Source organism: Labrys sp. LIt4 (assembly GCF_017813775.1).
Classification (GTDB): domain Bacteria; phylum Pseudomonadota; class Alphaproteobacteria; order Rhizobiales; family Labraceae; genus Labrys; species Labrys okinawensis_A.
This window is the reverse complement of the sequence record NZ_JAGIPY010000004.1, coordinates 63,090-85,179: the sequence shown is the minus strand read 5'-3', so window position 1 is coordinate 85,179 and position 22,090 is coordinate 63,090. Positions and strand designations below refer to the sequence as shown.

At 66.7% G+C, this 22,090-nt stretch carries 16 protein-coding genes; 10 read left to right on the top strand and 6 right to left on the bottom strand.

Annotated elements, in window-relative coordinates; all coding sequences use genetic code 11:
- The first annotated feature begins 8 nt into the window (after positions 1–8).
- Entirely contained in the window at positions 9–1,100 is a 1,092-nt protein-coding gene (locus tag J8I29_RS08745; protein WP_209431359.1) for a citrate synthase/methylcitrate synthase, read from the top strand.
- 66 nt (positions 1,101–1,166) lie between these two features.
- On the opposite strand, the gene J8I29_RS08740 is transcribed toward J8I29_RS08745, so the two are convergent.
- Positions 1,167–2,435 carry an MFS transporter gene (locus J8I29_RS08740; protein WP_209431358.1) on the bottom strand — a complete coding sequence of 423 codons (1,269 nt, stop codon included), beginning with the start codon at positions 2,433–2,435 and terminating at the stop codon, positions 1,167–1,169.
- A 238-nt stretch (positions 2,436–2,673) separates the two neighbouring features.
- On the opposite strand from J8I29_RS08740, the gene J8I29_RS08735 reads away from it, so the two are divergent.
- From J8I29_RS08735 to J8I29_RS08725, 3 genes are all read left to right on the top strand, one after another.
- Positions 2,674–3,609, top strand: a complete 936-nt coding sequence (locus J8I29_RS08735) for an AraC family transcriptional regulator (RefSeq protein WP_245196816.1) — start codon at positions 2,674–2,676, stop codon at positions 3,607–3,609.
- Positions 3,610–3,993: 384 nt separating this feature from the next.
- Positions 3,994–5,445, top strand: coding sequence for a biotin carboxylase (locus J8I29_RS08730; protein ID WP_105860871.1), 1,452 nt, complete (start codon positions 3,994–3,996; stop codon positions 5,443–5,445).
- A 193-nt stretch (positions 5,446–5,638) separates the two neighbouring features.
- On the top strand, positions 5,639–6,616 hold the full coding sequence (locus tag J8I29_RS08725) for a C45 family peptidase (protein WP_209431356.1): 978 nt from the start codon (positions 5,639–5,641) through the stop codon (positions 6,614–6,616).
- Between the two features lie 153 nt (positions 6,617–6,769).
- On the opposite strand, the gene J8I29_RS08720 is transcribed toward J8I29_RS08725, so the two are convergent.
- On the bottom strand, positions 6,770–7,564 hold the full coding sequence (locus J8I29_RS08720) for a restriction endonuclease (RefSeq protein ID WP_209431355.1): 795 nt from the start codon (positions 7,562–7,564) through the stop codon (positions 6,770–6,772).
- Positions 7,565–7,628: 64 nt separating this feature from the next.
- Here J8I29_RS08720 and J8I29_RS08715 point away from each other — a divergent pair, with 64 nt between their 5' ends.
- Genes J8I29_RS08715 through J8I29_RS08705 form a run of 3 tightly spaced genes read left to right on the top strand, consistent with a single transcriptional unit; the run spans position 7,629 to position 8,518 of the window.
- Positions 7,629–7,949, top strand: a complete 321-nt coding sequence (locus J8I29_RS08715; RefSeq protein ID WP_068283662.1) for a hypothetical protein — start codon at positions 7,629–7,631, stop codon at positions 7,947–7,949.
- Between the two features lie 6 nt (positions 7,950–7,955).
- On the top strand, positions 7,956–8,177 hold the full coding sequence (locus tag J8I29_RS08710) for a SlyX family protein (RefSeq protein ID WP_209431354.1): 222 nt from the start codon (positions 7,956–7,958) through the stop codon (positions 8,175–8,177).
- A gap of 14 nt (positions 8,178–8,191) precedes the next feature.
- Complete coding sequence (locus J8I29_RS08705) at positions 8,192–8,518, top strand: hypothetical protein (protein ID WP_105860866.1); 327 nt, start codon at positions 8,192–8,194, stop codon at positions 8,516–8,518.
- A gap of 324 nt (positions 8,519–8,842) precedes the next feature.
- On the opposite strand, the gene J8I29_RS08700 is transcribed toward J8I29_RS08705, so the two are convergent.
- The gene (locus J8I29_RS08700; RefSeq protein ID WP_209431353.1) at positions 8,843–12,148 is read right to left on the bottom strand and encodes a cellobiose phosphorylase; all 3,306 of its coding nucleotides are present in this window, start codon (positions 12,146–12,148) and stop codon (positions 8,843–8,845) included.
- Positions 12,149–12,683: 535 nt separating this feature from the next.
- Between J8I29_RS08700 and folD the strand changes: the two genes are divergently transcribed.
- Complete coding sequence (folD, locus tag J8I29_RS08695; RefSeq protein ID WP_209431352.1) at positions 12,684–13,571, top strand: bifunctional methylenetetrahydrofolate dehydrogenase/methenyltetrahydrofolate cyclohydrolase FolD; 888 nt, start codon at positions 12,684–12,686, stop codon at positions 13,569–13,571.
- 170 nt (positions 13,572–13,741) lie between these two features.
- On the opposite strand, the gene scpA is transcribed toward folD, so the two are convergent.
- The 3 genes from scpA to J8I29_RS08680 all read right to left on the bottom strand — a co-directional run bounded on the left by scpA (position 13,742) and on the right by J8I29_RS08680 (position 19,760).
- A complete protein-coding gene (gene scpA / locus J8I29_RS08690; RefSeq protein ID WP_209431617.1) occupies positions 13,742–15,904 on the bottom strand; it encodes a methylmalonyl-CoA mutase in 2,163 nt (720 codons plus the stop codon).
- Between the two features lie 76 nt (positions 15,905–15,980).
- Positions 15,981–18,002, bottom strand: a complete 2,022-nt coding sequence (locus J8I29_RS08685) for an acetyl/propionyl/methylcrotonyl-CoA carboxylase subunit alpha (RefSeq protein WP_209431351.1) — start codon at positions 18,000–18,002, stop codon at positions 15,981–15,983.
- 225 nt (positions 18,003–18,227) lie between these two features.
- Complete coding sequence (locus J8I29_RS08680) at positions 18,228–19,760, bottom strand: acyl-CoA carboxylase subunit beta (RefSeq protein ID WP_209431350.1); 1,533 nt, start codon at positions 19,758–19,760, stop codon at positions 18,228–18,230.
- 302 nt (positions 19,761–20,062) lie between these two features.
- On the opposite strand from J8I29_RS08680, the gene J8I29_RS08675 reads away from it, so the two are divergent.
- Together J8I29_RS08675 and J8I29_RS08670 are read left to right on the top strand one after the other, a co-directional pair.
- Positions 20,063–21,466, top strand: coding sequence for a short-chain fatty acyl-CoA regulator family protein (locus J8I29_RS08675; protein ID WP_209431349.1), 1,404 nt, complete (start codon positions 20,063–20,065; stop codon positions 21,464–21,466).
- A 13-nt stretch (positions 21,467–21,479) separates the two neighbouring features.
- Complete coding sequence (locus J8I29_RS08670; protein ID WP_209431348.1) at positions 21,480–22,028, top strand: cytochrome b/b6 domain-containing protein; 549 nt, start codon at positions 21,480–21,482, stop codon at positions 22,026–22,028.
- Positions 22,029–22,090: the final 62 nt, after the last annotated feature.

The window sequence follows — 22,090 nt, the reverse complement described above, 5'->3', positions numbered from 1 at the left end:
AGATTGCGATGAACAATGGATTGGATGATGTCATTGCCACGGAAACCGTGATGTCCGACGTGGACGGCCTTGCCGGCCGGCTCGTCATTCGCGGTCATTCGCTCGACGACCTGGCCGGGCATGTCGGCTATGAGGACCTGGTCGCCATCCTATTGGACGGTTTCTTCCAGGATCTGCCCAGCCCGGCGGCACTGGCGTCCCGCCTTGGCATGGCCCGCCGCGACGTGTTCGAAATGCTGGTCGCCGGGGGAGCGCCGGATAGGGAACTGCCTGCCACCGATGCGCTGCGCGCCGCCATGGCCCGGCTGGGGGATGGCGAGGACCTTGACGTGGCGCTTCGGCTGATCGCCGCGCCCGCCATACTGACCCCGGCCATCATCCGGCAGCGTCGGGGCGAGGCGGCGATCGCGCCGGATCCGACGCTCGGCCATGCCGCCGACATGCTGCGCATGCTGCACGGGACGGTGCCCCGCTGGGAGGCCGCCGCCGCCCTCGATACCTATCTGGTCACGGTCAGCGACCACGGCCTCAATGCCTCGACTTTCACCGCTCGGGTCGTCGCTTCGACACAGGCCGGCCTGACCTCGGCGGTGCTGGCGGCGCTCAGTGCCCTGAAGGGGCCTTTGCATGGCGGTGCGCCGGGCCCGGTGCTCGACATGCTCGACGGCATCGCCGCGGCGCAGACGGCTGAGGCCTGGCTGGAAGCGGCTCTCGACCGCGGCGACAGGCTGATGGGCTTCGGCCATCGTGTCTACCGCGTGCGCGATCCCCGGGCCGAGGCGCTCAAGCGGGCCGTTGCGGCGTTATTCGGGCCCGGCACTAACGACAGGAGCCGCCTGGCCTTGGCCGAGCATGTGGAGGCGGCGGCGACCAGCATTCTGGCCCGCCGCAAGCCGGACCGGTCGCTGCAGATCAATGTGGAATTCTATACGGCCTTGCTGCTCGAAGCCCTCGGCTTCCCCCGCGAGAGCTTCACCAGCGTCTTCGCCACCGGGCGTGTGGCGGGGTGGATCGGCCATGCCCGCGAGCAGGTGCTCTATGGCCGGCTGATCCGCCCGCAGTCCCGCTATGTCGGCCCCCGGCCGGATCAGGCGGCCTGACGCACGTCATCCCGGACGCGAGGCGGCACGGAGTGCCGCTTCGCAGGTCCGGGATGATGTGATGTTCTACGCCGCCGCCGTTACCAGGCGCGAGCCCACGCCGGCGAGAATGAGCAGGACCGCCAACAGGAGAACCAGGCCTGCCCCGACGAACACGCCGCCCGCTCCGCTGACGTCGAAGATCGTGCCGCCGCCGGCGGCGCCGAGGGCGATGGCTAGCTGGATCACCGCCACGATCAGGGCCGTGCCGCTTTCGGTTTCATCCGGCACGGCGCGGGTGATCCAGGCCGTCCAGGCCACCGGCACGGCACCGAAGGCGAGGCCCCACAGGGCGATCAGCACGGCATCGGCCACTGGCGCGCTGCCGAGGCCGGCAAGCACCAGGCCGAGCACGCCCATCGCCAGGGGCATGGCGGCCAGGGTCAGCCTGAGGCTGCGCTCAAGCAGGAAGCCACCGAGGAAGGTCCCGAGGAAATTGGCGATGCCGAAGCCGAGCAGGATGGCCGACATGGTGCTCACGCCGACCCCCGTCACCGTCTCCAGGAAGGGCCGGATATAGGTGAAGAAGGCGAAGTGGCCGGTGAACACCAGGGTGACCGCCACCATGCCGAGGCCGATCTGCGGCCGCATCAGCACCTCCCACAGCGTGCGCAGGCGGGCATGCCCGCGCGGTTCCAGGCGCGGCAGGGTGGCGAATTGCACCACCAAAGCGAGAAGGCCGAGACCGGCCGCCATGAGAAAGACAGCCCGCCAGCCGGCGATGTCGCCGACATAGCTGCCGACGGGGGCGGCGAACACCGTCGCCGCCGAGACGCCGCTGAACAGGATCGACAGGGCGCGCGGTACCAGTGCCTCCGGCACCAGGCGCATCACCGTTGCCGCCGACATGGTCCAGAAGCCGCCAAGGGCGATGCCGAGCAGCACCCGTCCGGCGATCAGGGCCGGCAGGCTCGAAGCGGAGGCGACCAGCAGGTTGGAAGCAACCAGCAGGATCGAGAAGGCCAGCAGCACGAGACGGCGGTCGATGCGCCGGGTCACCGTTGCCACGAGCAGGCTGGTGATCAGCGCCACGGTGGCGGTGGCGGTGACGGCTTGGCCGGCCACGCCTTCGGTTACGCCGAGATCGCGCGCCATCGGCGTCAGCAGGCTGGCCGGCAGAAATTCGGCCGTCACCAGGCCGAAAACGCCGAGCATCATGGAGACCACGGCGCCCCACAAGGCGTTCTGCGAGCCCGGCGCGACTGCGGTGGGGATGTCGTCCTTGTAGGCCCGGTGCGGGCCGCGATCGGCCTCGATCGCCTCAAGCGACGAGGCGCTCTGCAACGCTTCGCTCATCTGTCTGTCCTGTCGAATTGATCCGGAGCAAAACGCGTTTAGGCGAAACGCTGATTTGCTCCAGTTCTTTGGTTTGACGCGTTTTGCGATTCTTGGCGTCCCGCCAAATCGCAAAACGCTATTGCGTTGCAGCAACATAGGGTGGACATTTCGGACGATCCATGTCATCAAATCCGGAATGCTTTACCATTCGTCCGGACTTGAGCGTACACGCCGCGATAACCCGCCAGCCGACCTGATGAGCGAGCTGCTCCTCGGGATGCGGCTCAACGGCGTGCAATATCGGCGGCTGCATGCCGCGCCGCCGTTCGGCGTCCGTTTCGGCACGGCCGAAGGGCGGGCCCAGTTCCATTTCGTCGCCTGCGGCACGGTCTATCTGCGCATGGTCGGCGGGGCGGTGCACAGCCTCGGACCGGGCGATGCCGTATTGCTGCCGCGCGGCGGGGAGCACGATCTCGTTTCGGCGCCGGACCTGCCGAGCCAGGATGTCGGCACCTATGAGGCGGTTCCGCTCTGCAAGAGCGTCAGCGCAGTCTCGGCCTGCGTCGAGGAGACCTGCCCGACCAAGCATGCCCATGTCTTCAGCGGCTGCATGGAGTTCGATCTCGGCGGCATGCGTCCGCTGGTCGCCCAGATGCCCGAGGTGATGCTGGTCGGCACGCTCCTGGAACGTCAGCCCGAGATCGAGCCGATGCTGCGGGCGATGGAGCGCGAGGTGCTGACCGAGCGCGTCGGCTCGGCGGGCATCCTGGCGCGGCTGGCCGACGTGGTCTCGGCCTCGATCGTGCGCGGCTGGGTGGAATGCGGCTGCGGCGAGGTCGGCGGCTGGCTTGATGCGCTGCGCGATCCGCGCCTGAGCCGCGCCATCGGCGCCATGCACCGCGATCCCGGCCGGGACTGGACGGTGGCGGAGCTTGCGCAGGAAATGGGGGCCTCGCGCTCGGTCTTCGCCGAGCGCTTCCTGGCGGTGACCGGCCAGACCCCGCTGCGCTATGTCACCGAGCTGCGCATGCGCTTGGCGGCCGAATGGATCGGGCGTGACCGCATGTCGATCGACACCGCCGCCCAGCGCCTCGGCTATGCCTCGCAGGCTGCCTTCAGCCGCGCTTTCAAGCGTGTGACGGGCATGCCGCCGGGGGCTTTGCGGGCGGAAGGGCCGCACGCGAGGGCGTGAGCGCAGGCAGCCGAGAGACGCGATATATCCAGCACGGCCTCGCAGCCAGGATGAAAGACGATCGCTCCATTCCCCATTTCGGCCCGGTTGCCGGCCTGCCGGAAGTGTGTCAGAAATTTGGTACAGAGGACGTCGCCCCACAGAAGGGAGCCTCATGCCGGCTGGTGAGCCTGTTGTCGCCTGGTTGAGCCGTCGCACGCATGTTGCGGCCGTTCGGAGCGCGACGACGGCACCTGAGACAGGCGCCCTTCCGGCATCCCGCCGGTTTTCCTTCGCCGCTATCGCATGGGACGATGGTGCGCTCTTCGAGCCCCGCGCTTCGCCTCTTCGGCCCAACAGGCCCCTGCCACAACGACAAACCCTGCAGAGAATGGGATCCCCACCATGAGCGGACGCGAGAAGCTGCGCAGCCTGAGCGATATCTATCGTTTCCTGCGCATGAACGAGACGCCGATCTATGTCGTCACGCCGACGCCCTTCAACCTGCTCGGGCTCGACGAGTGGGTGGGCGGGCTGGAATTCATCAATTATTTCGACATTTTCGACGGCAGGCATCCGCGCGTCTTCGTGCCGCCGCGCACCGGGCCGGTCGAGTTCAAGTCGATGGAGGACGTCGCCAATTACCTGGTGGCCCATCCCGCCTTCCGGGCCCGCATCCGCAAGAAGCCGCGGGGCAAGGCGATCTTCGTGATGTTCGACGAGGAGACCGAGGAGCTCTGCGCCGAGGCCGGGGTCGACGTCGCCCTGCCCAAGGCCGCTTTGCGCACCCGCCTCGATTCCAAGATCGAGACGACGCGGCTGGGCAACGAGGCTGGGGTGGCCAGCGCCCCAAACACCATGGGTTTTGCCGGCAGCTATGAGGAGCTCGGCGCCCTGGCGGCCGCGGCGGGGCTCGGCAGCGACCTCGTGGTGCAGACGCCCTATGGCGACAGCGGGCGTACCACCTTCTTCGTCAAGAGCCAGGCGGACTGGGACAAATACGCCGCCAAGATCATCGGCCAGGAACTGAAGGTGATGAAGCGCATCAATCACCTTCCCGGCACCATCGAGGGCTGCTGCACGCGCCACGGCACGCTGGTAGGCCCCGTCATGACCGACATCACCGGCTTTGCCGAAATCACGCCCTATAAGGGCGGCTGGTGCGGCAACGACGTCTCGCCCACCATCTTGCCGGGCGATGCCCCCGACCGGGTGCGCGAAATGGCCCGCAAGCTCGGCGACCGGCTCTATGCCGAGGGCTATCGCGGCGTGTTCTGCTGCGACTTCCTGCTCGATACCGACACGCACGAGGTCTATCTGGGCGAGCTCAATCCGCGCGTTTCCGGCGCCTCGCCGCCGACCAATCTGATCACCACCATCTATGGCGGCTGCCCGCTCTTCCTGTTCCATCTGCTCGAATTCCTCGACGTCGATTACGACCTCGACGTCGAGGCGGTGCAGAACCGCTGGAAGGAATATGACCACTGGACCCAGCTCATCCTCAAACAGACCGAGGACAAGGTGGAAATGCTCACGCGCGTACCGCAATCGGGCATCTGGCGCATGAATGACCGCGGCGAGATCGCCTATCAGCGCTCCGCCCTCGATCTCACCAGCGTCGGCGACGAGAACGAGGCCTTCTACATGCGCGTGTACGGCGTGGGAGAATATTGCTACCATGGCGCCGATATGGGCTGTCTGCTGGCGCGAGGCCGGATGCAATCGGACAGCCGCGAATTGCTGGCGCGTGCCAAGAAATGGAACGCCGGCATCAAGGCGCAATTCGAGTCGGTGCCGCTGTCCGCCATGACCGCTATCGTGCCGCCGGTGGACATGGCCTCGGCCAAGTGGATCTAATGGGTTTGACCGAAAGAAACGTAAGCACCTCGAGCTTTGTCGTAGCCGGGCTCGACCCGGCTATCCAGAGGCACTGCGTGCGGTCGGACCCAGGGCTGGATTGCCGGGTCAAGTCCGGCAATGACAAGATCCGCGCTGTCGATAATTGCGCCGCGAGTTTCGAATCAGGCTCTGACGGCATGAGTGGAAAGAAATGAACGTAGGCTTCCGCAGCTTGCGGGAACAGGAGCCCGGCCTGGCCTGGAACGCGGTGTTCCAGGCCGGCTGGCCGGGATGGCGGCAATGGTTTCTGGAACGGGGCGGCGCGCAGGCGCCGAGCCTCGTCGATGCCGCCCGAGCCGTCCGCCGCTTCATGCCGGAAATGGAAGGGCTGTGGTCGGGACTGGTGGCGGCGGTGCCATCGGACGAGGACGTCGCCCGTTTCCTGAGTTTCTGGACCCCGCCGCGCTACCTCGTCCATTGCAGCCAGGCCGTGCTGGTCGATGACCACGGTCCCATCCTGGTGCGCAATTACGACCTGGCGCCGGAATTGAACGAGGGTACGCTCCTGCGCTCGCGCTGGCGCAGCCGGGACGTGATGGGCATGGTGGACGGGCTGTCCGGCCTCGCCGACGGCATGAACGATGCCGGCCTCGTCGTCTCGCTCACCTTTGGCGGCCGCGCGGTGGCGGGCCGGGGCTTCGGCGCGCCCATGATCGTGCGCTATCTCCTGGAGGTCTGCTCCGATACGCATCAGGCTGTGGAGGCGCTGCGCTCGGTGCCCTGCCACATGGCCTACAACGTCACCGTGCTCGACCGCCAGGGCCGCTGGGAAACGGTCTATCTCTCGCCGGACCGGCCGGCGATCGTCTCCGGCAAGGCCTTCACCACCAATCACCAGCTCGGGGTGGAATGGCCGAGGCATGGCCGCCTCTCCCGTACCGTCGAGCGCGCGTCGGCGCTGGAGCGGATCCTGGCGAACCCCGGGCTGGACGGGGACGGACTGGCTACGGCCTTCCTGACGCCGCCCCTGCTGACGACGAGCTATGCGCACGGCTTCGGCACGGTCTACACGGCCTGCTATCGACCGGCCGCCGGCGCCGTCACCCTGCTCTGGCCCGGCCAGGCCGCGAGACACTGGACCTTCCAGGACTACGGCCAGATCGAGTTCCAGGTGAGCTATCCGGATTGAGGCGCGACAAGCCTTCTCCCCTTGCGGGAGAAGGTGCCCGAAGGGCGGATGAGGGGAGATACGCAACGATGGAGGGTGGTCGCCGTCACCCCTCATCCGTCATTGCATTCGCAATGCCACCTTCTCCCGCAAGGGGAGAAGGCTTGTCGCGCCTCACCGCACCGGCTGCAGCATGGCCTCGAGATCCGGCAACTCGCTGTGATGGACGAGAAGCACGCCGAGCTTGCGGGCGAGCTGCTCGGCGGCATTGGTGAAATCCCGGTTGGAGACCACCACGGCATAGTCGGCGTCGACGAAGCCTGCGGCGGCATGGGCTTCCTGCACGGCCTTGTTGCCGACCGGATTGCCGAAATAGAGCTTGCACTGCAGGGCGACGGAGAGGTCGTCCCGCCGCGCCAGGATGTCGACGCCCTGATCGCCCGATTGCCCCGTGACCTCCGCTTCCCAGCCGGCCTTGCGCAGGAGGTCGGCGCACAGATGCTCGTAATCCTGCGGCGAGATCTCCTCCATGGCGTCGGGAATGCGGGCATCGGGCTCCACGGCCGCCCATTTGCCCACCATGCGGGTGGCCAGGGCATCGAAGCGGGCGACATCCTTCTCGTCCAGGGAAAGCTTGGTGGAGGCGCGGAAGCGCACCAGCTCCTCGTGCCATTTGTCGAATTCTTCGGCGCCATAGGCGTTGACGCGCACGAGCTGGCGATAGCGCCTGGTCAGGGCCTGGTCGTGGCGGCGGATCAGGCGCCGCCATTCCGCGCTGTCCCCGCCGACCGGCAGGAGACCGAGCCGCGTCAGCAGCCAGACCAGCACGAGGGCGGCGAGGGCAAGGCCGGCGGCGATGCCCGTGAGGCGGTCGAGACGCGCCAGATTCATCGCGACGATGAAAACGATCGCGAATTTGGTCAGGTTGACCCATGTCGACGCGCGAAATATGCCGAATCCCCGAAACATGGGCTGGTTCTAGCGCAAATATCTTGCCAAGAAGTTGGATGAGAAAGCCGAAAAGGGGCGAAGCGTGGGCGGCATCATTCGTGTTATCATCGCGGTGGCATTGTTGTGCAGCCTGCCTGCCGTTGCGCAGGCGGGCATCCGCTTCGGCCCGGCGACCTGCCCGGTCCCCGCCGATGCGGCGTTCAAGGTCCTGGGCGCCAGGGGCGAGGTCGACGGCGTTGCCTCCGAATATGCCTGGTTGCGCAAGAACAGGCCCGGCTGGCGGCGCGACCGGCAGGTCCTGTTGAACCGGAACGGGCGCCTTTACGACGTGCTGGATATTTCCAAGGGCAGCGCGAAACAGGCGATCTGCTTCGATATCAGTGATTTCTTCGGCAAGATGTGAGGGGCCATGACCGAGATCGAGACGCTCAATGCCCGCATCGACGCGCTGGAGACGCGCGTGGCCTTCCAGGACGAGACCATCGAGGATCTCAACCAGGCCATCATCGCGCAATGGAAGCAGATCGAGGCGCTGAACCGGTTGCTCGCCCAGCTGCAGGATCGTGTCGAGATCGGCGAGCAGCGCGCCGATCTCGCCGGTTTGCCCGAACCGCCGCCGCCGCATTATTGAGGATCGAGACAATCATGCCGGAACCGACCGTGACCGAAGATCCGCAATCCTCCTCCCCGATATCGCTTGCCCAGGCGGCCCGGCTTCTCGGGATGGAGACCAAGCCTCTTGCCAATGTCGCGCGCCAGCACGGCTTCTTCACGGCCATGGGCCGGGACGTCTTCTTCACGCAGGAGCAGCTCAAGCAGGTGAAGGCGCTGTTGGCGGACAAGGCGCGAGCCGAGAAGAGGGCGGCTTCGCGCAAGAGGAAGCCCGTCTCCACCTTCGGCGTGCATGAGAGCACGGAGCTGCGCAAGCTGCGTCGCCGCACCAAGAAGCGTCAGGCCAAGAAGGAAGAGTAGAGTTCCGGGCCCGCGGACGTCTCGTCCATAGGCACTAACTTAAGGCCAGAGGCGCGACGCCGGCCACCCCTTCGCCCCGTTCTTACGGGGAGAAGGTAAGGATGACGGGCGGCGCGACCTCACAAACTGACGCCTTGCGTAGCCCCTCACCTCCATCCTCTCCCCGTAAACGGGGCGAGGGGGCTCATATGTCGAGCTTCATCTCCAACCGCCTCATCTCGCCCAACCTCTTATCTTAGCGCCTATGGACGTCTCGTCCGTATCTTCCTTGCCGCAGGCGCTGCGTTTCCAAGAGCGGACGAGACGTCCCGCACCCGGAGAGATTTACGCCAGATTCGACCGGCTGCCCTCCAGTCCCGCCACCGCCGGCGCGTTCTCTTCCCTCACCCCGAAATGCCGGCGCCTGCCGAGCACCTGTTCGACGATGGCGCGGGTGAACAGGCCCGGGCCACTCGAATAGATGCGCCAGCCGCCATCGACATCGATGGTCCCGGCCCGCACCCGGCCCCATTCCGCGCTGGCGGCATAACGGTCGGGGAAAGCGGCATCGGAAGAGGAGAAATAGGTGTTGCGCTGGCGCAGCGACGCATTGGGCAGGCGCTGCGTCACCGCGATCGGATTGATCAGGGCAAGGCCGTCCCAGGCCTTCTGCGCCTCGCCCTGCTTGGCCAGGGCCTCGCAGTAGCGCAGATGGGCGTGCACATACATCAGGCCGATCTCGCGCCCGAAGAAGGATGAGGATTCGGCGCGGCGGAACAGCTTTTCCGGGCCGCCATTATAGACGACGGGACGGTCCATCAGATGGGCGCCGTCCGGCAGCAGCAGATGCTCCTCGATCAGCCTGAGATGGTGGCGGGCTTGGGCCTGGGTGAACAGGCCGCCGATGATGGGCTGCGTCATCGAGATCAGCGAATAGGACAGGCCCGTCCTGACATCGCTGGGATGCAGCAGCAGTTCGACGCCCCCTTTCTTCACATCGACGGGGGCGATGTCGGTCTCGGCGGGAGGCGCCTCCGGCTCGCCGAAGATCCCGGGATCGAACAGGCCGTAGCCGGCCACCACTCCATCGCGTATCAGGTGCTGGTTGAAATCGCCGCGCATGCGGGCCGCGAGATCGGAAAGTTCGGCGCTGCGGGCTGTCTCGCCCCGGCGCTTGAGGATGGCCGAATAGCGCACGATTTGCTCGTAGAGCAACGCCACCGTCCAGCTCGACACCATCCAGTCGCGCAGATGCGGATCGGCGGGCTGGAGCGAATCGTTCCAGTCGCCCTCGCCATAGCGCACCAGATGGGTGCCGGGGATGAAGCTGGCCGAAACGGTTGCGAGGAGCTTGTCGACGTGATCGGCCAGGCTGGAGAGCTCCGGGGTCGCGGCATTCTTGTCGTCGCGCCAGGGCGCCTGGGCGTCGAGCACGGCGAGGTCGCCGGTGGCTTCCACATAGTCGCACAGCGCCTTCAGCGGCCAGACGATGACGTCGCCATGGCTGTCGCCCGCCCGGATATAGGGATAGGGATCGAGCATGAACCATTGCGGCCAGTCGCCCCGACTCTGCGACTGCTCGCCGAAGAGAGTGAGGAGAATGTGGCGCACCTCGGCGTCATGTTCGAGAGCCAGCATCAGCTCGACCGGGCCCTGGCAGACGTCGCGGGTGCCCCAGGCGGCGCCGGTATATTGCTCCAGGCCGTGCGGCACGGTGAGATGCATCATGGCGTCGTGGGCGAGCCAGGGCAGGAAGAGATTCTGGGCCTCGACATCAGGGCCGCTGCCCTTCAGGCTGAGGTCGCGGGTGAGAAGGCTCCAAAACCGGCGCGCCGGGGCAAGCAGGCTCTCGGCATCCGGGCCGGCGGCAAAACGCGCGGCCAGTCGTTCGCCCTCGGCGGCCGACGTCATCGAGCCGGTGACCGCGAAGACGAGTTCATTGGTGGCGTGGGAGCGCAGGGCGACATAGGCGCCGCCGCGGGGGCGGCCGTCCTGGTAGATGAGCTCGTCGCCGCCCATGGCTTCGACGGCAGCCGGCGTGGAGGTGACGAGGTGATAGGCCGCCTCCTTGTAGGTCTGGCCCCACAGCCAATCCGAGCCGGGGCTGAGGCTGATGCGCTTGGCTGAAACATCGATGGTGACGGTGCCGGTCTGCTCATAGTCGCGCTCGCCCATCACCACATGGCCGAACACCAGGAAGCGGCAGGGAGCCCCGTCGACGGTGACGCGCCACTGCATGGCCGGCGCGTCGCCGGCGGCCACGGCGCGCACGGTGATCGTGCGTTCGGGCAGGCGATAGATCCAGCGGGCATCGCTCAACCCGATGTCGAAGGCGCTCGGCACGGCCAGCAGCTCCCAGCCGCCACCCAGGTCGACGAGGATGCGCAGGCCGCTGCCGCGCGTGATGTTGTAGGGGTCGCGCGAGACCGAGAACAGCTTGTGGAAGGAGGTGTTGCCGATGGTGAGCTGCGCTCCGAACACGCCATGCATCCAGGCGGTGGAGCACAGGGTCGCGTCGTCGAGCCGCATGCTGGCGCCGCTGCGCAAGAGGGCGCCGTGGCGGCGCGGCACCTGGGCTTCCTTGGCGGCGAGCACGACATGCCGGTTCTGCTCGCCCTCCGGCACGAAGAAGGAGAGCAAGGTGCCGTTCCGGGTCTCTTCCGCCCGGCGCTCGGGATAGAGCGCGGCGATCTCGCCCGCCTCGAGCGGCAGGGCCGCCAGGGGAGCGGCATCCTGCACCAGGCTGCGCGCCGTCCCGGCGGGCGAGGGCATATCCGTGCCGGCTTCTCCCGCACGGGCGGCTGCGGCGGCGGCCACGGGCAGGTCGGCAGGGCCGGAAGCGGCCCGATGATCCCGCGACAGCAGGCCGAAGAAGGTGATCTCGGCCCTCGTGTCCTGCCCGACAGTGGCGGCATCGGACTGCAGGGCGATGCAGCCGACCTCGTGCTGGCGGCGCTGCGAGGGCAGATCGGTGCCGAAGGGGGCGGCGAACACGCCGGTCATGCGGTAATCCGGGCCGAGGACCTGGATCGCGTCGGTGGCGAAGCCTTTCGCGCCGCTGGCGCAGCCCTGCGCCAGCCAGGGGAACTTGCCGCCCTGCGACAGGTTCTGCCGGCTCATCAGCACCGGGCCGAGGGTTTCGTGCGTCTCGACATGATGGTCGAGATATTGCGAGACATAGGCTTCGCTGTTCATCAGGAAGCCGCGGCTGCCCAGGCCGACATCCTGGATGAGGACGAGGTCGCAGGAGCGGGCCGGCCCCGCGCCTGACAGCTCGGCCTGCCAGAACCACAGTGCCTCGCTGGGATGGAGCGCCAGCCTTACCCGATAGGCGATGCCGCCGGCCTCGCCCTGCCAGACCGCGCTGGAGCCACCGGCCGCAAAAAGGCCCTTGGCGCCGGGGCCGACCAGTTCCTGCACGAAGGGATTCGCGCCGCCGGCGCGCAGATAGAGCCGGCCGATGCCGCCATGGACCGGCGATCCCAGCACCTGGTTGAGGGTGATGCGGTCCTTGCCGTCGTCATGGTCGATTGAAAAGACGGTGCTGTTCTCCAGGAAGGAGACGCTGAGGCCGCCGGTGTTGCGGATGGTCCTGAGCTGGAGATCCTTTTCGCGCGGGATCGAAAATTGGCGCGTGCTGCCATCGGCCATGGCCTGTCTCCTCAAGCTGGCCGGCCGATAGGCGATACCCGCGAATCGCAGGGCCATCGGTCGACCTTGTCAGGACGCTACTCGGGAGGCAAAAGCGGGTCCTGTCAACGGTTCCGGAATGACACATTCCAACTACGCAGAGTGCACGCTCGGGGCCAGGAACGCGACGCCGGTCACCCCTTCGCCCCGTTCTTACGGGGTATCGTCAACTCTCTTGAGTTGACTAGAGGTAAGGATGAGGGGCAGCTCGACCTCTTAAATTGAAGGCATTGCGTAGCCCCTCACCTCTATCCTCTCCCCGTAAACGGGGCGAGGGGGCGCAAGTGTTGGGCCTTTTCGGCGGCCGGTCATCTCGCCCAACCCCTATCTACCGCCTGGACGTCTCGTCCGCATCATGCCCCCGAGCTGGCCGCACATCTGAGGGAAAAACAAGACAGAACAGGGCGAGATAGGCTTGTTGCGCGAGACATGTCTGCGCTATAATTTATTCTCAAGAAAAAAATTCCACTACCCGTAAACAAATCGAAAGCTTGCCATGACCGACTTGATCGACGGCAACGTCCATGCGGCCAATGTCCGCGCCCGCACCAAGGTTCGCGCCGAGGCCTTCGCCGCCGCCCATGGCCGCAAGCCGCGCCTCGACGTAGTGATCGTCGGCAACAACCCGGCGAGCCGGGCCTATGTGAACACCAAGGCCAAGATGGCGCATGAGACGGCGATCGACGGCCGTCTGATCGAACTGCCGGAGACGGTTTCCAAGGAAGAACTGCTCGGTGTGATCGCCGGCCTCAATGCCGATGCGGGCGTTGACGGCATCCTGGTGCAGCTGCCGCTGCCCGACCATCTCGACGGCCAGATGATGATCGACGCCATCCATCCGGCCAAGGATGTCGACGGCTTCCATCCGATGAATGTCGGCAAGCTCTTCACCGCGTCCAGGATCGATCCGGAAGCGATGCTGATCCCCTGCACCCCGCTCGGCTCGCTCCTGATGCTGCTCGACACCGTGGGCAAGGAAGGGCTTTCCGGCAAGAAGGCGGTGGTCGTCGGCCGTTCCAACATCGTCGGCAAGCCGATGGCGCAGTTGTTGCTCGCCTATGACTGCACGGTGACCATCGCCCATTCGCGCACCAAGGACCTGCCAGCCGTCTGCCGCGAGGCCGATATCCTGGTGGCCGCCGTCGGCCGGCCCGAAATGGTCAAGGGCGACTGGATCAAGGAGGGCGCCGTGGTTATCGATGTCGGCATCAACCGCGTGCCCACCGAGGACGGCAAGGGCCGCATCGTCGGCGACGTCGCCACGAACGAAGCCATGGGCAAGGCCTCCTACATCACCCCGGTTCCCGGCGGTGTCGGCAAGATGACCGTGGCCTGCCTCCTGCACAACACCATCGTGGCTGCGGAAGCCAGGGTGAAGGGGTAAAAGCGCAACCAGCCTTCTCCCCTTGCGGGTATCGTCCACTCCACTTGGAGTGGACTGGGTGCCCCGAAGGGGTGGATGAGGGGTGAAACTCGACATGGATGGGGGGCGTCAACACCCCTCATCCGTCATTGCTTCGCAATGCCACCTTCTCCCGCAAGGGGAGAAGGTTTCTAGCGCCGCTCGTTGCTCAGCCGGCCCTCCAGCAGATCGAGCACGGTGCGGGCCGCATCGAGCACCGGCGTGCCCGGGCCGAACACGGCTGCAACGCCGGCCTCGTGCAGGAAATCATAGTCCTGGCGCGGAATGACGCCGCCGCAGACCACGGCGATATCGGCGCGGCCGCGCGCCTTCAGCCTTTCGATCAGCTGGGGCAGCAGCGTCTTGTGACCTGCCGCGAGCGAGGAGATGCCGACCACGTCGACCTTCTCGGCCAAAGCAAGGTCGACAGCCTCGTCCGGCGTCTGGAACAGCGGGCCGGAAACCACCTCGAAACCCATGTCGGTGAAGGCCGATGCCACCACACGGGCGCCGCGGTCATGGCCGTCCTGGCCGAGCTTGGCCACCAGGATGCGGGGCTTGGCGCCGCGTCGCGCCGTGAAACCGGCGATGCGGTCGGCGAGGACAGCCACTTCCGGTCCCTCGCCGAAAGCGGGGCGATAAATATCCGTCACCACCTCGGGGCGGGCGCTGTGGTCACCGAACACAGCCCTGAGCGCGTCGGAGATCTCGCCCACGGTCGCGCGGTGGCGGGCGGCTTCGACGGCCGCCTCCAGGAGATTGCCGGTGCCCGTGCGTGCCACCTCGGCGAGGACGGCGAGGGCCTTGGCGACCGCCTGCGGGTCGCGCCGGCGCCTGATATCCTCCAATCGCCGGATCTGCGCGGCCCGTACGGCGTGATTGTCGATGTCGAGGCTGTCGATCGCAGGCTCGTCCTCGAGCTGGTAGCGGTTGACGCCCACCACCACCTCGTCGCCGCGGTCGATGGCCGCCTGCCGCCTGGTCGCGGCCTCCTCGATCAGGCGTTTGGGCAGGCCGGCCGCCACCGCCGCCGTCATGCCGCCCATTGCCTCGACCTCCTCGATCAGGGTCCAGGCCTGGCTGGCGAGGTCATGGGTGAGGCTTTCGACGTAATAGGAGCCGGCCAGGGGATCCACAACCTTGGTCACGCCGGTCTCGTGCTGCAGGATCAGCTGGGTGTTGCGGGCGATGCGGGCCGAGAATTCCGTTGGCAGCGCGATGGCCTCGTCGAAGGAATTGGTGTGCAGCGACTGTGTGCCGCCGAGCGCCGCCGCCATCGCTTCATAGGCCGTGCGCACGATGTTGTTGTAGGGGTCGCGCTCGGCCAGCGACACGCCCGAGGTCTGGCAATGCGTGCGCAGCATCAGCGATTGCGGGTCCTTCGGCCCGAACTCGGTCATGATGCGCGACCACAGGAGGCGGGCCGCGCGCAGCTTGGCCACCTCCATGAAGAAATTCATGCCGATGGCGAAGAAGAAGGAGAGCCGGCCGGCGAAGGCGTCGACGTCGAGCCCCTTGGCCAGCGCCGCCCGCACATAGTCGCGGCCGTCGGCCAGGGTGAAGGCGAGCTCCTGCACCAAAGTCGCCCCCGCTTCCTGCATGTGGTAGCCGGAGATCGAGATCGAGTTGAAGCGCGGCATCTCCCGGGCGGTGTAGGCAATGATGTCGGCGACGACACGCATCGAGGCTTGCGGCGGGTAGATATAGGTGTTGCGGGTGATGAATTCCTTGAGAATGTCGTTCTGGATCGTGCCCGATAGTTTCGCGCGCGATACGCCTTGTTCCTCGCCCGCCACGATGAAGAAGGCCAGCACCGGCAGCACCGCCCCGTTCATGGTCATGGAGACCGACATCTCCTCGAGCGGGATGGCGTCGAACAGGATCTTCATGTCCTCGACGCTGTCGATGGCGACGCCTGCCTTGCCGACATCGCCTTCCACGCGGGGATGATCCGAATCATAGCCGCGATGGGTGGCGAGGTCGAAGGCGACGGAAAGGCCTTTCTGCCCGGCCGCCAGCGCCTTGCGGTAGAAGGCGTTCGAGGCTTCGGCGGTGGAGAAGCCGGCATATTGGCGGATGGTCCAGGGTCGGCCGGCATACATGGTGGCGCGCGGCCCGCGCAGAAAAGGCTGCTGGCCCGGCAGGGAACCGAGATGGGCGATGCCGTCGAGGTCGGCCTGCGTATAGAGCGGCTTGACCGCGATGCCCTCCGGGGTCTGCCAGGTAAGGCTGCCGGGATCGGCCTTGACCTCCTTTTTCGCGAGCCTGCGCCAGTCTTCGAGCGCGGTGGCTTGGGATGTGGAGGATTTCGACATCGCTGGGTCTGACATCATTTGCCTCATACTCGGTAATTGCTCACCCTCCCCCTCTAGGGGAGGGTGAATTGTTCTCTCATTCGAATTCGAGGATGAGTTCGTCGACGGCGAGGCTGGCGCCCTCGGCCACGGCGATGCGGCGGATCGTGCCGGCCTTCTCGGCGCGCAGCACGTTCTCCATCTTCATCGCCTCGATGGTGGCGAGCGCCTGGCCCGCTTCCACGGCCTCGCCCTCGCTGACGGTGATCGCGGCGACCACGCCGGGCATCGGGCAGAGCAGCAGCTTGGAGGTATCGGGCGGAATTTTCTCGCGCATCAGGCCGGCGAGCTCGGCGACGCGGGGGCTGCGCACCTGCACGAGGACGTCGCGGCCATGCCAGCGCAGGCGCAGCCCGCCGGGAGTGACGCCAACCTTCACGGCCATGGCCTCGCCGCCGACGCTGAACTGGCCAAGGGGCTGGCCCGGCGTCCATCGGCTGCCGACGGCGAGCAGCGAGCCGTCGGCGAAGACGACATGGTAGCCGCCATCGACGGCATCGATGGTGAAGGGCAGGGCCTGCCCCGCCAGGGTGGCGACGAAGTCGCGGCCGATGGCGCGGCGGTGATTGTCCATGGCGCCGGAGATGGCGCTGTCGCGGTGCTGGCGGATATGGCTCACCACGGCGGCTACGGCCGCCAGGCGCGGCAGGTCGGCCTCCGTCGGCGTCACACCCGTGAACCCGCCCACATATTCCTCCGCGATGAAGGCGGTGGTCAGCCGCCCGGCGCGGAAACGCTCGTGATCGGCGAGGGCCGCCAGGAAGGGCAGGTTATGGCCGATGCCCTCCAGCTCGAACCGGTCGAGGGCGCGGGCAAGGGCGTCTATGGCCTCCAGGCGGGTCGGCGCATGGGTGCACAGCTTGGCGATCATCGGGTCGTAATGGATCGAGATCTCGCCGCCTTCCTGCACGCCGGCATCCACCCGCACCAGGCCGCCTTCGCCATCCGGCCCTTCGGCCGGCGGACGATAGCGGGTCAGGCGCCCGATCGAGGGCAGGAAGTTGCGATAGGGATCCTCGGCATAGACGCGCGCTTCCATCGCCCAGCCGGAGAGGCGAACCTCGTCCTGGCGGATCGGCAGGCGCTCGCCGGCGGCGACGCGGATCATCGCCTCCACCAGGTCGATGCCGGTGACCAGCTCGGTCACGGGATGCTCGACCTGCAGGCGCGTGTTCATCTCCAGGAAGTAGAAATTGCGGTCCTTGTCGACGATGAATTCCACCGTGCCGGCGGAGTGGTAGCCGACCGCCCGGGAGAGGGCCACGGCCTGTTCGCCCATGGCGCGCCGCGTCGCCTCGTCGAGGAAGGAGGAGGGCGCTTCCTCGATGACCTTCTGATTGCGACGCTGGATCGAGCATTCGCGCTCGCCCAGATAGATCAGATTGCCGTGGCGGTCGCCCAGTACCTGGATCTCGATATGGCGCGGCTCGGTGACGAACTTCTCGATGAAGATGCGGTCGTCGCCGAAGGAGGACTTGGCCTCCGAGCGTGAGGCGCGGAAGCCCTCGCGGGCCTCGGCGTCGTTCCAGGCGATGCGCATGCCCTTGCCGCCGCCGCCGGCGGAGGCCTTGATCATCACGGGATAGCCGATCTCGGCTGCGATGCGGGCGGCCTCGGCGGCGTCCTCGATCAGGCCCATATGGCCGGGCACCGTCGACACGCCGGCTTCGGCCGCCAGCTTCTTCGACGTGATCTTGTCGCCCATCGCCTCGATCGCCCTGGGGGGCGGGCCGATGAAGGCGACGCCCTCCTCGGCGAGCGCCTGGGCGAAGGCGGCGTTCTCCGACAGGAAGCCATAACCCGGATGCACCGCGTCGGCACCCGTCTGGCGGACCGCGGCGAGAATGGCGTCGATCACCAGATAGGATTGGGAAGAGGGCGGCGGGCCGATGCGCACGGCTTCGTCGGCCTCGCGTACATGCACGGCGTCACGGTCGGCATCGGAATAGACCGCAACGGTGGCGATGCCGAGCCTGCGGGCGCTGCGGATGACGCGGCAGGCGATCTCGCCGCGATTGGCGATCAGGATCTTCTTGAACAGGGGGGATTTCGTGTTCATGGGCGCCAATCAGGGTTTGCGTAGCACGGTTCCTTACCCTCCCCTCGATGGGGAGGGTCGACGCGAAGCGTCGGGGTGGGGTGACCCGCTCGCAGAAGCGTATGACATTCATCATCGCCACGGGTGCATCCCACCCCACCCCGGCCTTTCAGGCCGACCCTCCCCATCGAGGGGAGGGTAAAGCGATACGTCCTTGTCGTTCTCACCATCACCCTCATCCCACCCTCATAGCGGCATGGTGTCGTGCTTGCGCCAGCGCGTCTCGGCCGCCTTGCGGCGCAGCGCCGCGAAGGCCCGGGCGATACGCTTGCGCGAGGTGTGCGGCATGATCACCTCATCGATGAAGCCGCGCTCGGCCGCGATGAAGGGATTGGCGAAACGGGCCTCGTAGTCCCGGGTGCGCTCGGCGATCTTGTCGGGATCGCCGAGTTCGGCCCGGTGCAGGATCTCGGCCGCGCCCTTGGCGCCCATCACCGCGATCTCGGCCGTCGGCCAGGCATAATTGACGTCGGCGCCGATATGCTTGGAAGCCATGACGTCATAGGCGCCGCCATAGGCCTTGCGCGTGATCAGCGTCACCATCGGCACGGTGGCCTGGGAATAGGCGAAGAGCAGCTTGGCGCCGTGCTTGATCACCCCGCCATATTCCTGGCCGGTGCCCGGCAGGAAGCCGGGCACGTCGACCAAAGTCAGGATCGGGATCGAGAAGGCGTCGCAGAAGCGCACGAAGCGCGCGCCCTTGCGCGAGGAATCGATGTCGAGGCAGCCGGCCAGCACCAGAGGCTGGTTGGCGACCACGCCGACGGTGCGGCCCTCGATGCGGATGAAGCCAGTGACGAGGTTGCGGGCGAAGGCCTCGCCGACCTCGAAGAAATCGCCTTCGTCGGCGACGGCCAGGATCAGCTCCTTCATGTCGTAGGGCTTGGTGGAGCTGTCGGGCACCAGCGTATCCAGGCGCATCTCCAGCCGGGACGGATCGTCGTGGAACGGGCGCACCGGCGGCTTGTCGCGATTGTTGAGCGGCAGGAAATCGAACAGGCGCCGGATTTCCTCCAGGGCCTCGACATCATTGTCGAAGGCGCCGTCCGCCACCGAGGATTTCTGGGTGTGGGTGCGGGCGCCGCCGAGTTCCTCGGCGCTGACCACCTCGTTGGTGACCGTCTTCACCACGTCGGGCCCGGTGACGAACATGTAGGAGGTGTCGCGCACCATGAAGATGAAGTCGGTCATCGCCGGCGAATAGACCGCGCCACCGGCACAGGGCCCCATGATCACCGAGATCTGCGGCACCACGCCCGAAGCCTCGACATTGCGCTTGAAGACGTCGGCATAGCCGGCCAGCGAGGCGACGCCTTCCTGGATGCGGGCGCCGCCGGAATCGTTGAGGCCGATCACCGGCGCGCCGTTGCGCAAGGCCATATCCATGATCTTGCAGATCTTCTGGGCGTGGGTCTCCGACAGCGAGCCGCCGAGCACGGTGAAGTCCTGGCTGAACACATAGACGAGGCGGCCATTGATGGTGCCCCAGCCGGTGACCACGCCATCGCCAGCGACCTTCTGGTTCGCCATGCCGAAATCCACGGCGCGATGGGTGACATACATGTCGAACTCCTCGAAGGAGCCCTCGTCGAGCAGCACTTCCAGGCGTTCGCGCGCCGTCAGCTTGCCCTTGGCATGCTGGGCTTCGATACGCCTGGTGCCGCCGCCGAGCCTCGCCTCCTCGCGGCGGCTTTCCAATTGTTCGAGGACGGCGCGCATCGGGTTTGCTCCATACGGTTCGACATCGCTCGGATCGATATCCCCCGCTGCAGGCAGTGCCCGTGGCGGCATGAAACGCGGCCTTTGTCATGCCCGGGCCTGACCCGGGCATCCAGCAACTCCCGCTTCGTTGTCTCGAGAAGGGCTGGATTGCCGGGTCAAGACCGGCAACGACAAGGTCGAGCCAATTCGATCCTTTTCATGGACAGACCCTTAGCTTTTCCCGGCCTCTCCTTCCTGCTTGAAAGAGTGCGAATGCATGATTTATGCTACTCGCAATTGCAAATTGCGAAATTGCGAACATGGCCGGCAAACTCTTCATCGGCGCCCGCCTCAGGGCCATTCGCGAGGCCGCCCATGCTACCCAGGCGGCGTTCGCCCAACGGCTCGGCATCTCCACCTCCTATCTCAACCAGATGGAGAACAATCAACGCCCGCTTTCGGCCGCGGTCCTGCTGGCCCTGGCCGAGCGTTTCGACATCGACATCGCCACCATCGCGCAGAGCGACGGCGACCGACTGCTCTCGGCCCTGAACGAGGCCCTGGCCGATCCGCTCTTCGACGCGCTGGCGCCGAGCCTGCAGGAATTGAAGCTGGTCACCCAGAATGCGCCGAGCTTCGCCCATGCCCTGATCACCGCGCACCAGGCCTACAGGCGCAACTCCGAACAGCTGGCCAGCCTGGACGGGCGGCTGGCGGGAGGCCTGTCGGAGCCGACGCCCTATGAGGAGGTGCGCGATTTCTTCCACTTCCTCGACAATTACGTGCATGAGCTCGACACCGCCGCCGAGGCCCTGGCCGAGCGCCTGGGGCTGCCCCGCCGCGAGCCCGGCGCCGCCTTCACCGCTCATCTCGAAAGCCGCCATCAGGTCAGGGTGATGCAGGCGCCGGCCGAGGAAGGCATCATCCGCGGCTTCGACAAGGAGGCGCGGGTGCTGCGCCTGCACCCCTATTCACCCGCCGCCACCCGGCATTTCCAGCTCGCCTTCCAGATCGCCGCCCTGGAGGCGGAAGCCGAGATCGCTGGCATCCTGGCCGGGGCAGACTGGCGCAGCACCGAGGCGGTGGAAATCGCCCGCATCGGCCTCACCAATTATTTCGCCGGTGCGCTGACCCTGCCCTACCGGGCCTTCCATGCCGCCGCGCGGGAACTGCGCCATGACCTCGAACTCCTGGCCGCGCGCTTCGGCGCAAGCCTGGAACAGGTGGCCCATCGCCTTTCCACCCTGCAGCGGCCGGGCTTCAAGGGCGTGCCGGTGTTCTTCGCCCGCATCGACCGGGCCGGCAACATCACCAAGCGCCACAGCGCGGCCAAGCTGCAATTCGCCCGCTTCGGTTCCGCCTGCCCGCTCTGGAACGTGCACCAGGCCTTCGAGGCGCCGGGCCGCATCATCCGCCAGCTCGCCGAGACGCCCGACGGGGAGCGCTATCTCAGCGTCGCCACCGAGGTCGCCAAGGGCGGCGGCGGCTTCAATGCAGCCCAGCGGCGCTATGCCATCACGCTGGGCTGCGAAATCGCCTATGCCAGGGACTTCGTCTACGCCGACGGCCTGGATCTTTCCAATCGGGCGGATTTCGATCCGATCGGCATCTCCTGCCGCATCTGCGAGCGCCCGCATTGCCACCAGCGCGCCATGCCGCCCTTGAAGGCCCATCTGGCGGTGAACCACGACCGGCGCGAAATCGTGCCCTATCGCATCGTCTAGGCCGGGGGCGGGGATGGGGTGGAGCCTGAGGGCCCGGCTGTTCCACTGGCTCACGGCCATCGCGATCACCGCACAATGGGCCATCGGTCTTTTCCTCCTCGACGGCATGGCCATGGCGGGCAATGTCTGGCTGACGATCCATCTGTCACTGGGCCTCGTCATCCTGGCGCTGACCCTGCTTCGCTTCGGCTCGCGGATATTCGACCGCGCACCACGCCGCCTGCGCTTGCCGCTTGTCGCAATCGTGACAGCCCTCGGCCATGCGGGCCTCTACGCTTTGCTCCTCCTCGTGCCGCTGACGGGCTGGCTTGGCTATCGTCCCGCGCCGTTCATGCCGCCCCCGCTCGCTTTTGGTCTGCTGCCCATGCCCGTGCTGACGGGGTTGGAGGGAATATCGCAGCGCACGATGCTGAGCCTGCATGCCCTGCTGACCTGGGCTCTCGTCGCCCTCGTCGCATTGCATGCGCTGGCGGCCTTGTTCCACGCGATCGTGCTGCGCGACGGAGTCCTCGGCGGCATGCTGCGCGGCCGGGATCGTGGCGATGGCGATCGGCAACCGTAGGCGCCGGCCGGAATCGAGCCTGGCATGCCTCTCGACATCGTCTCCCGGAATCGCTACGCGAG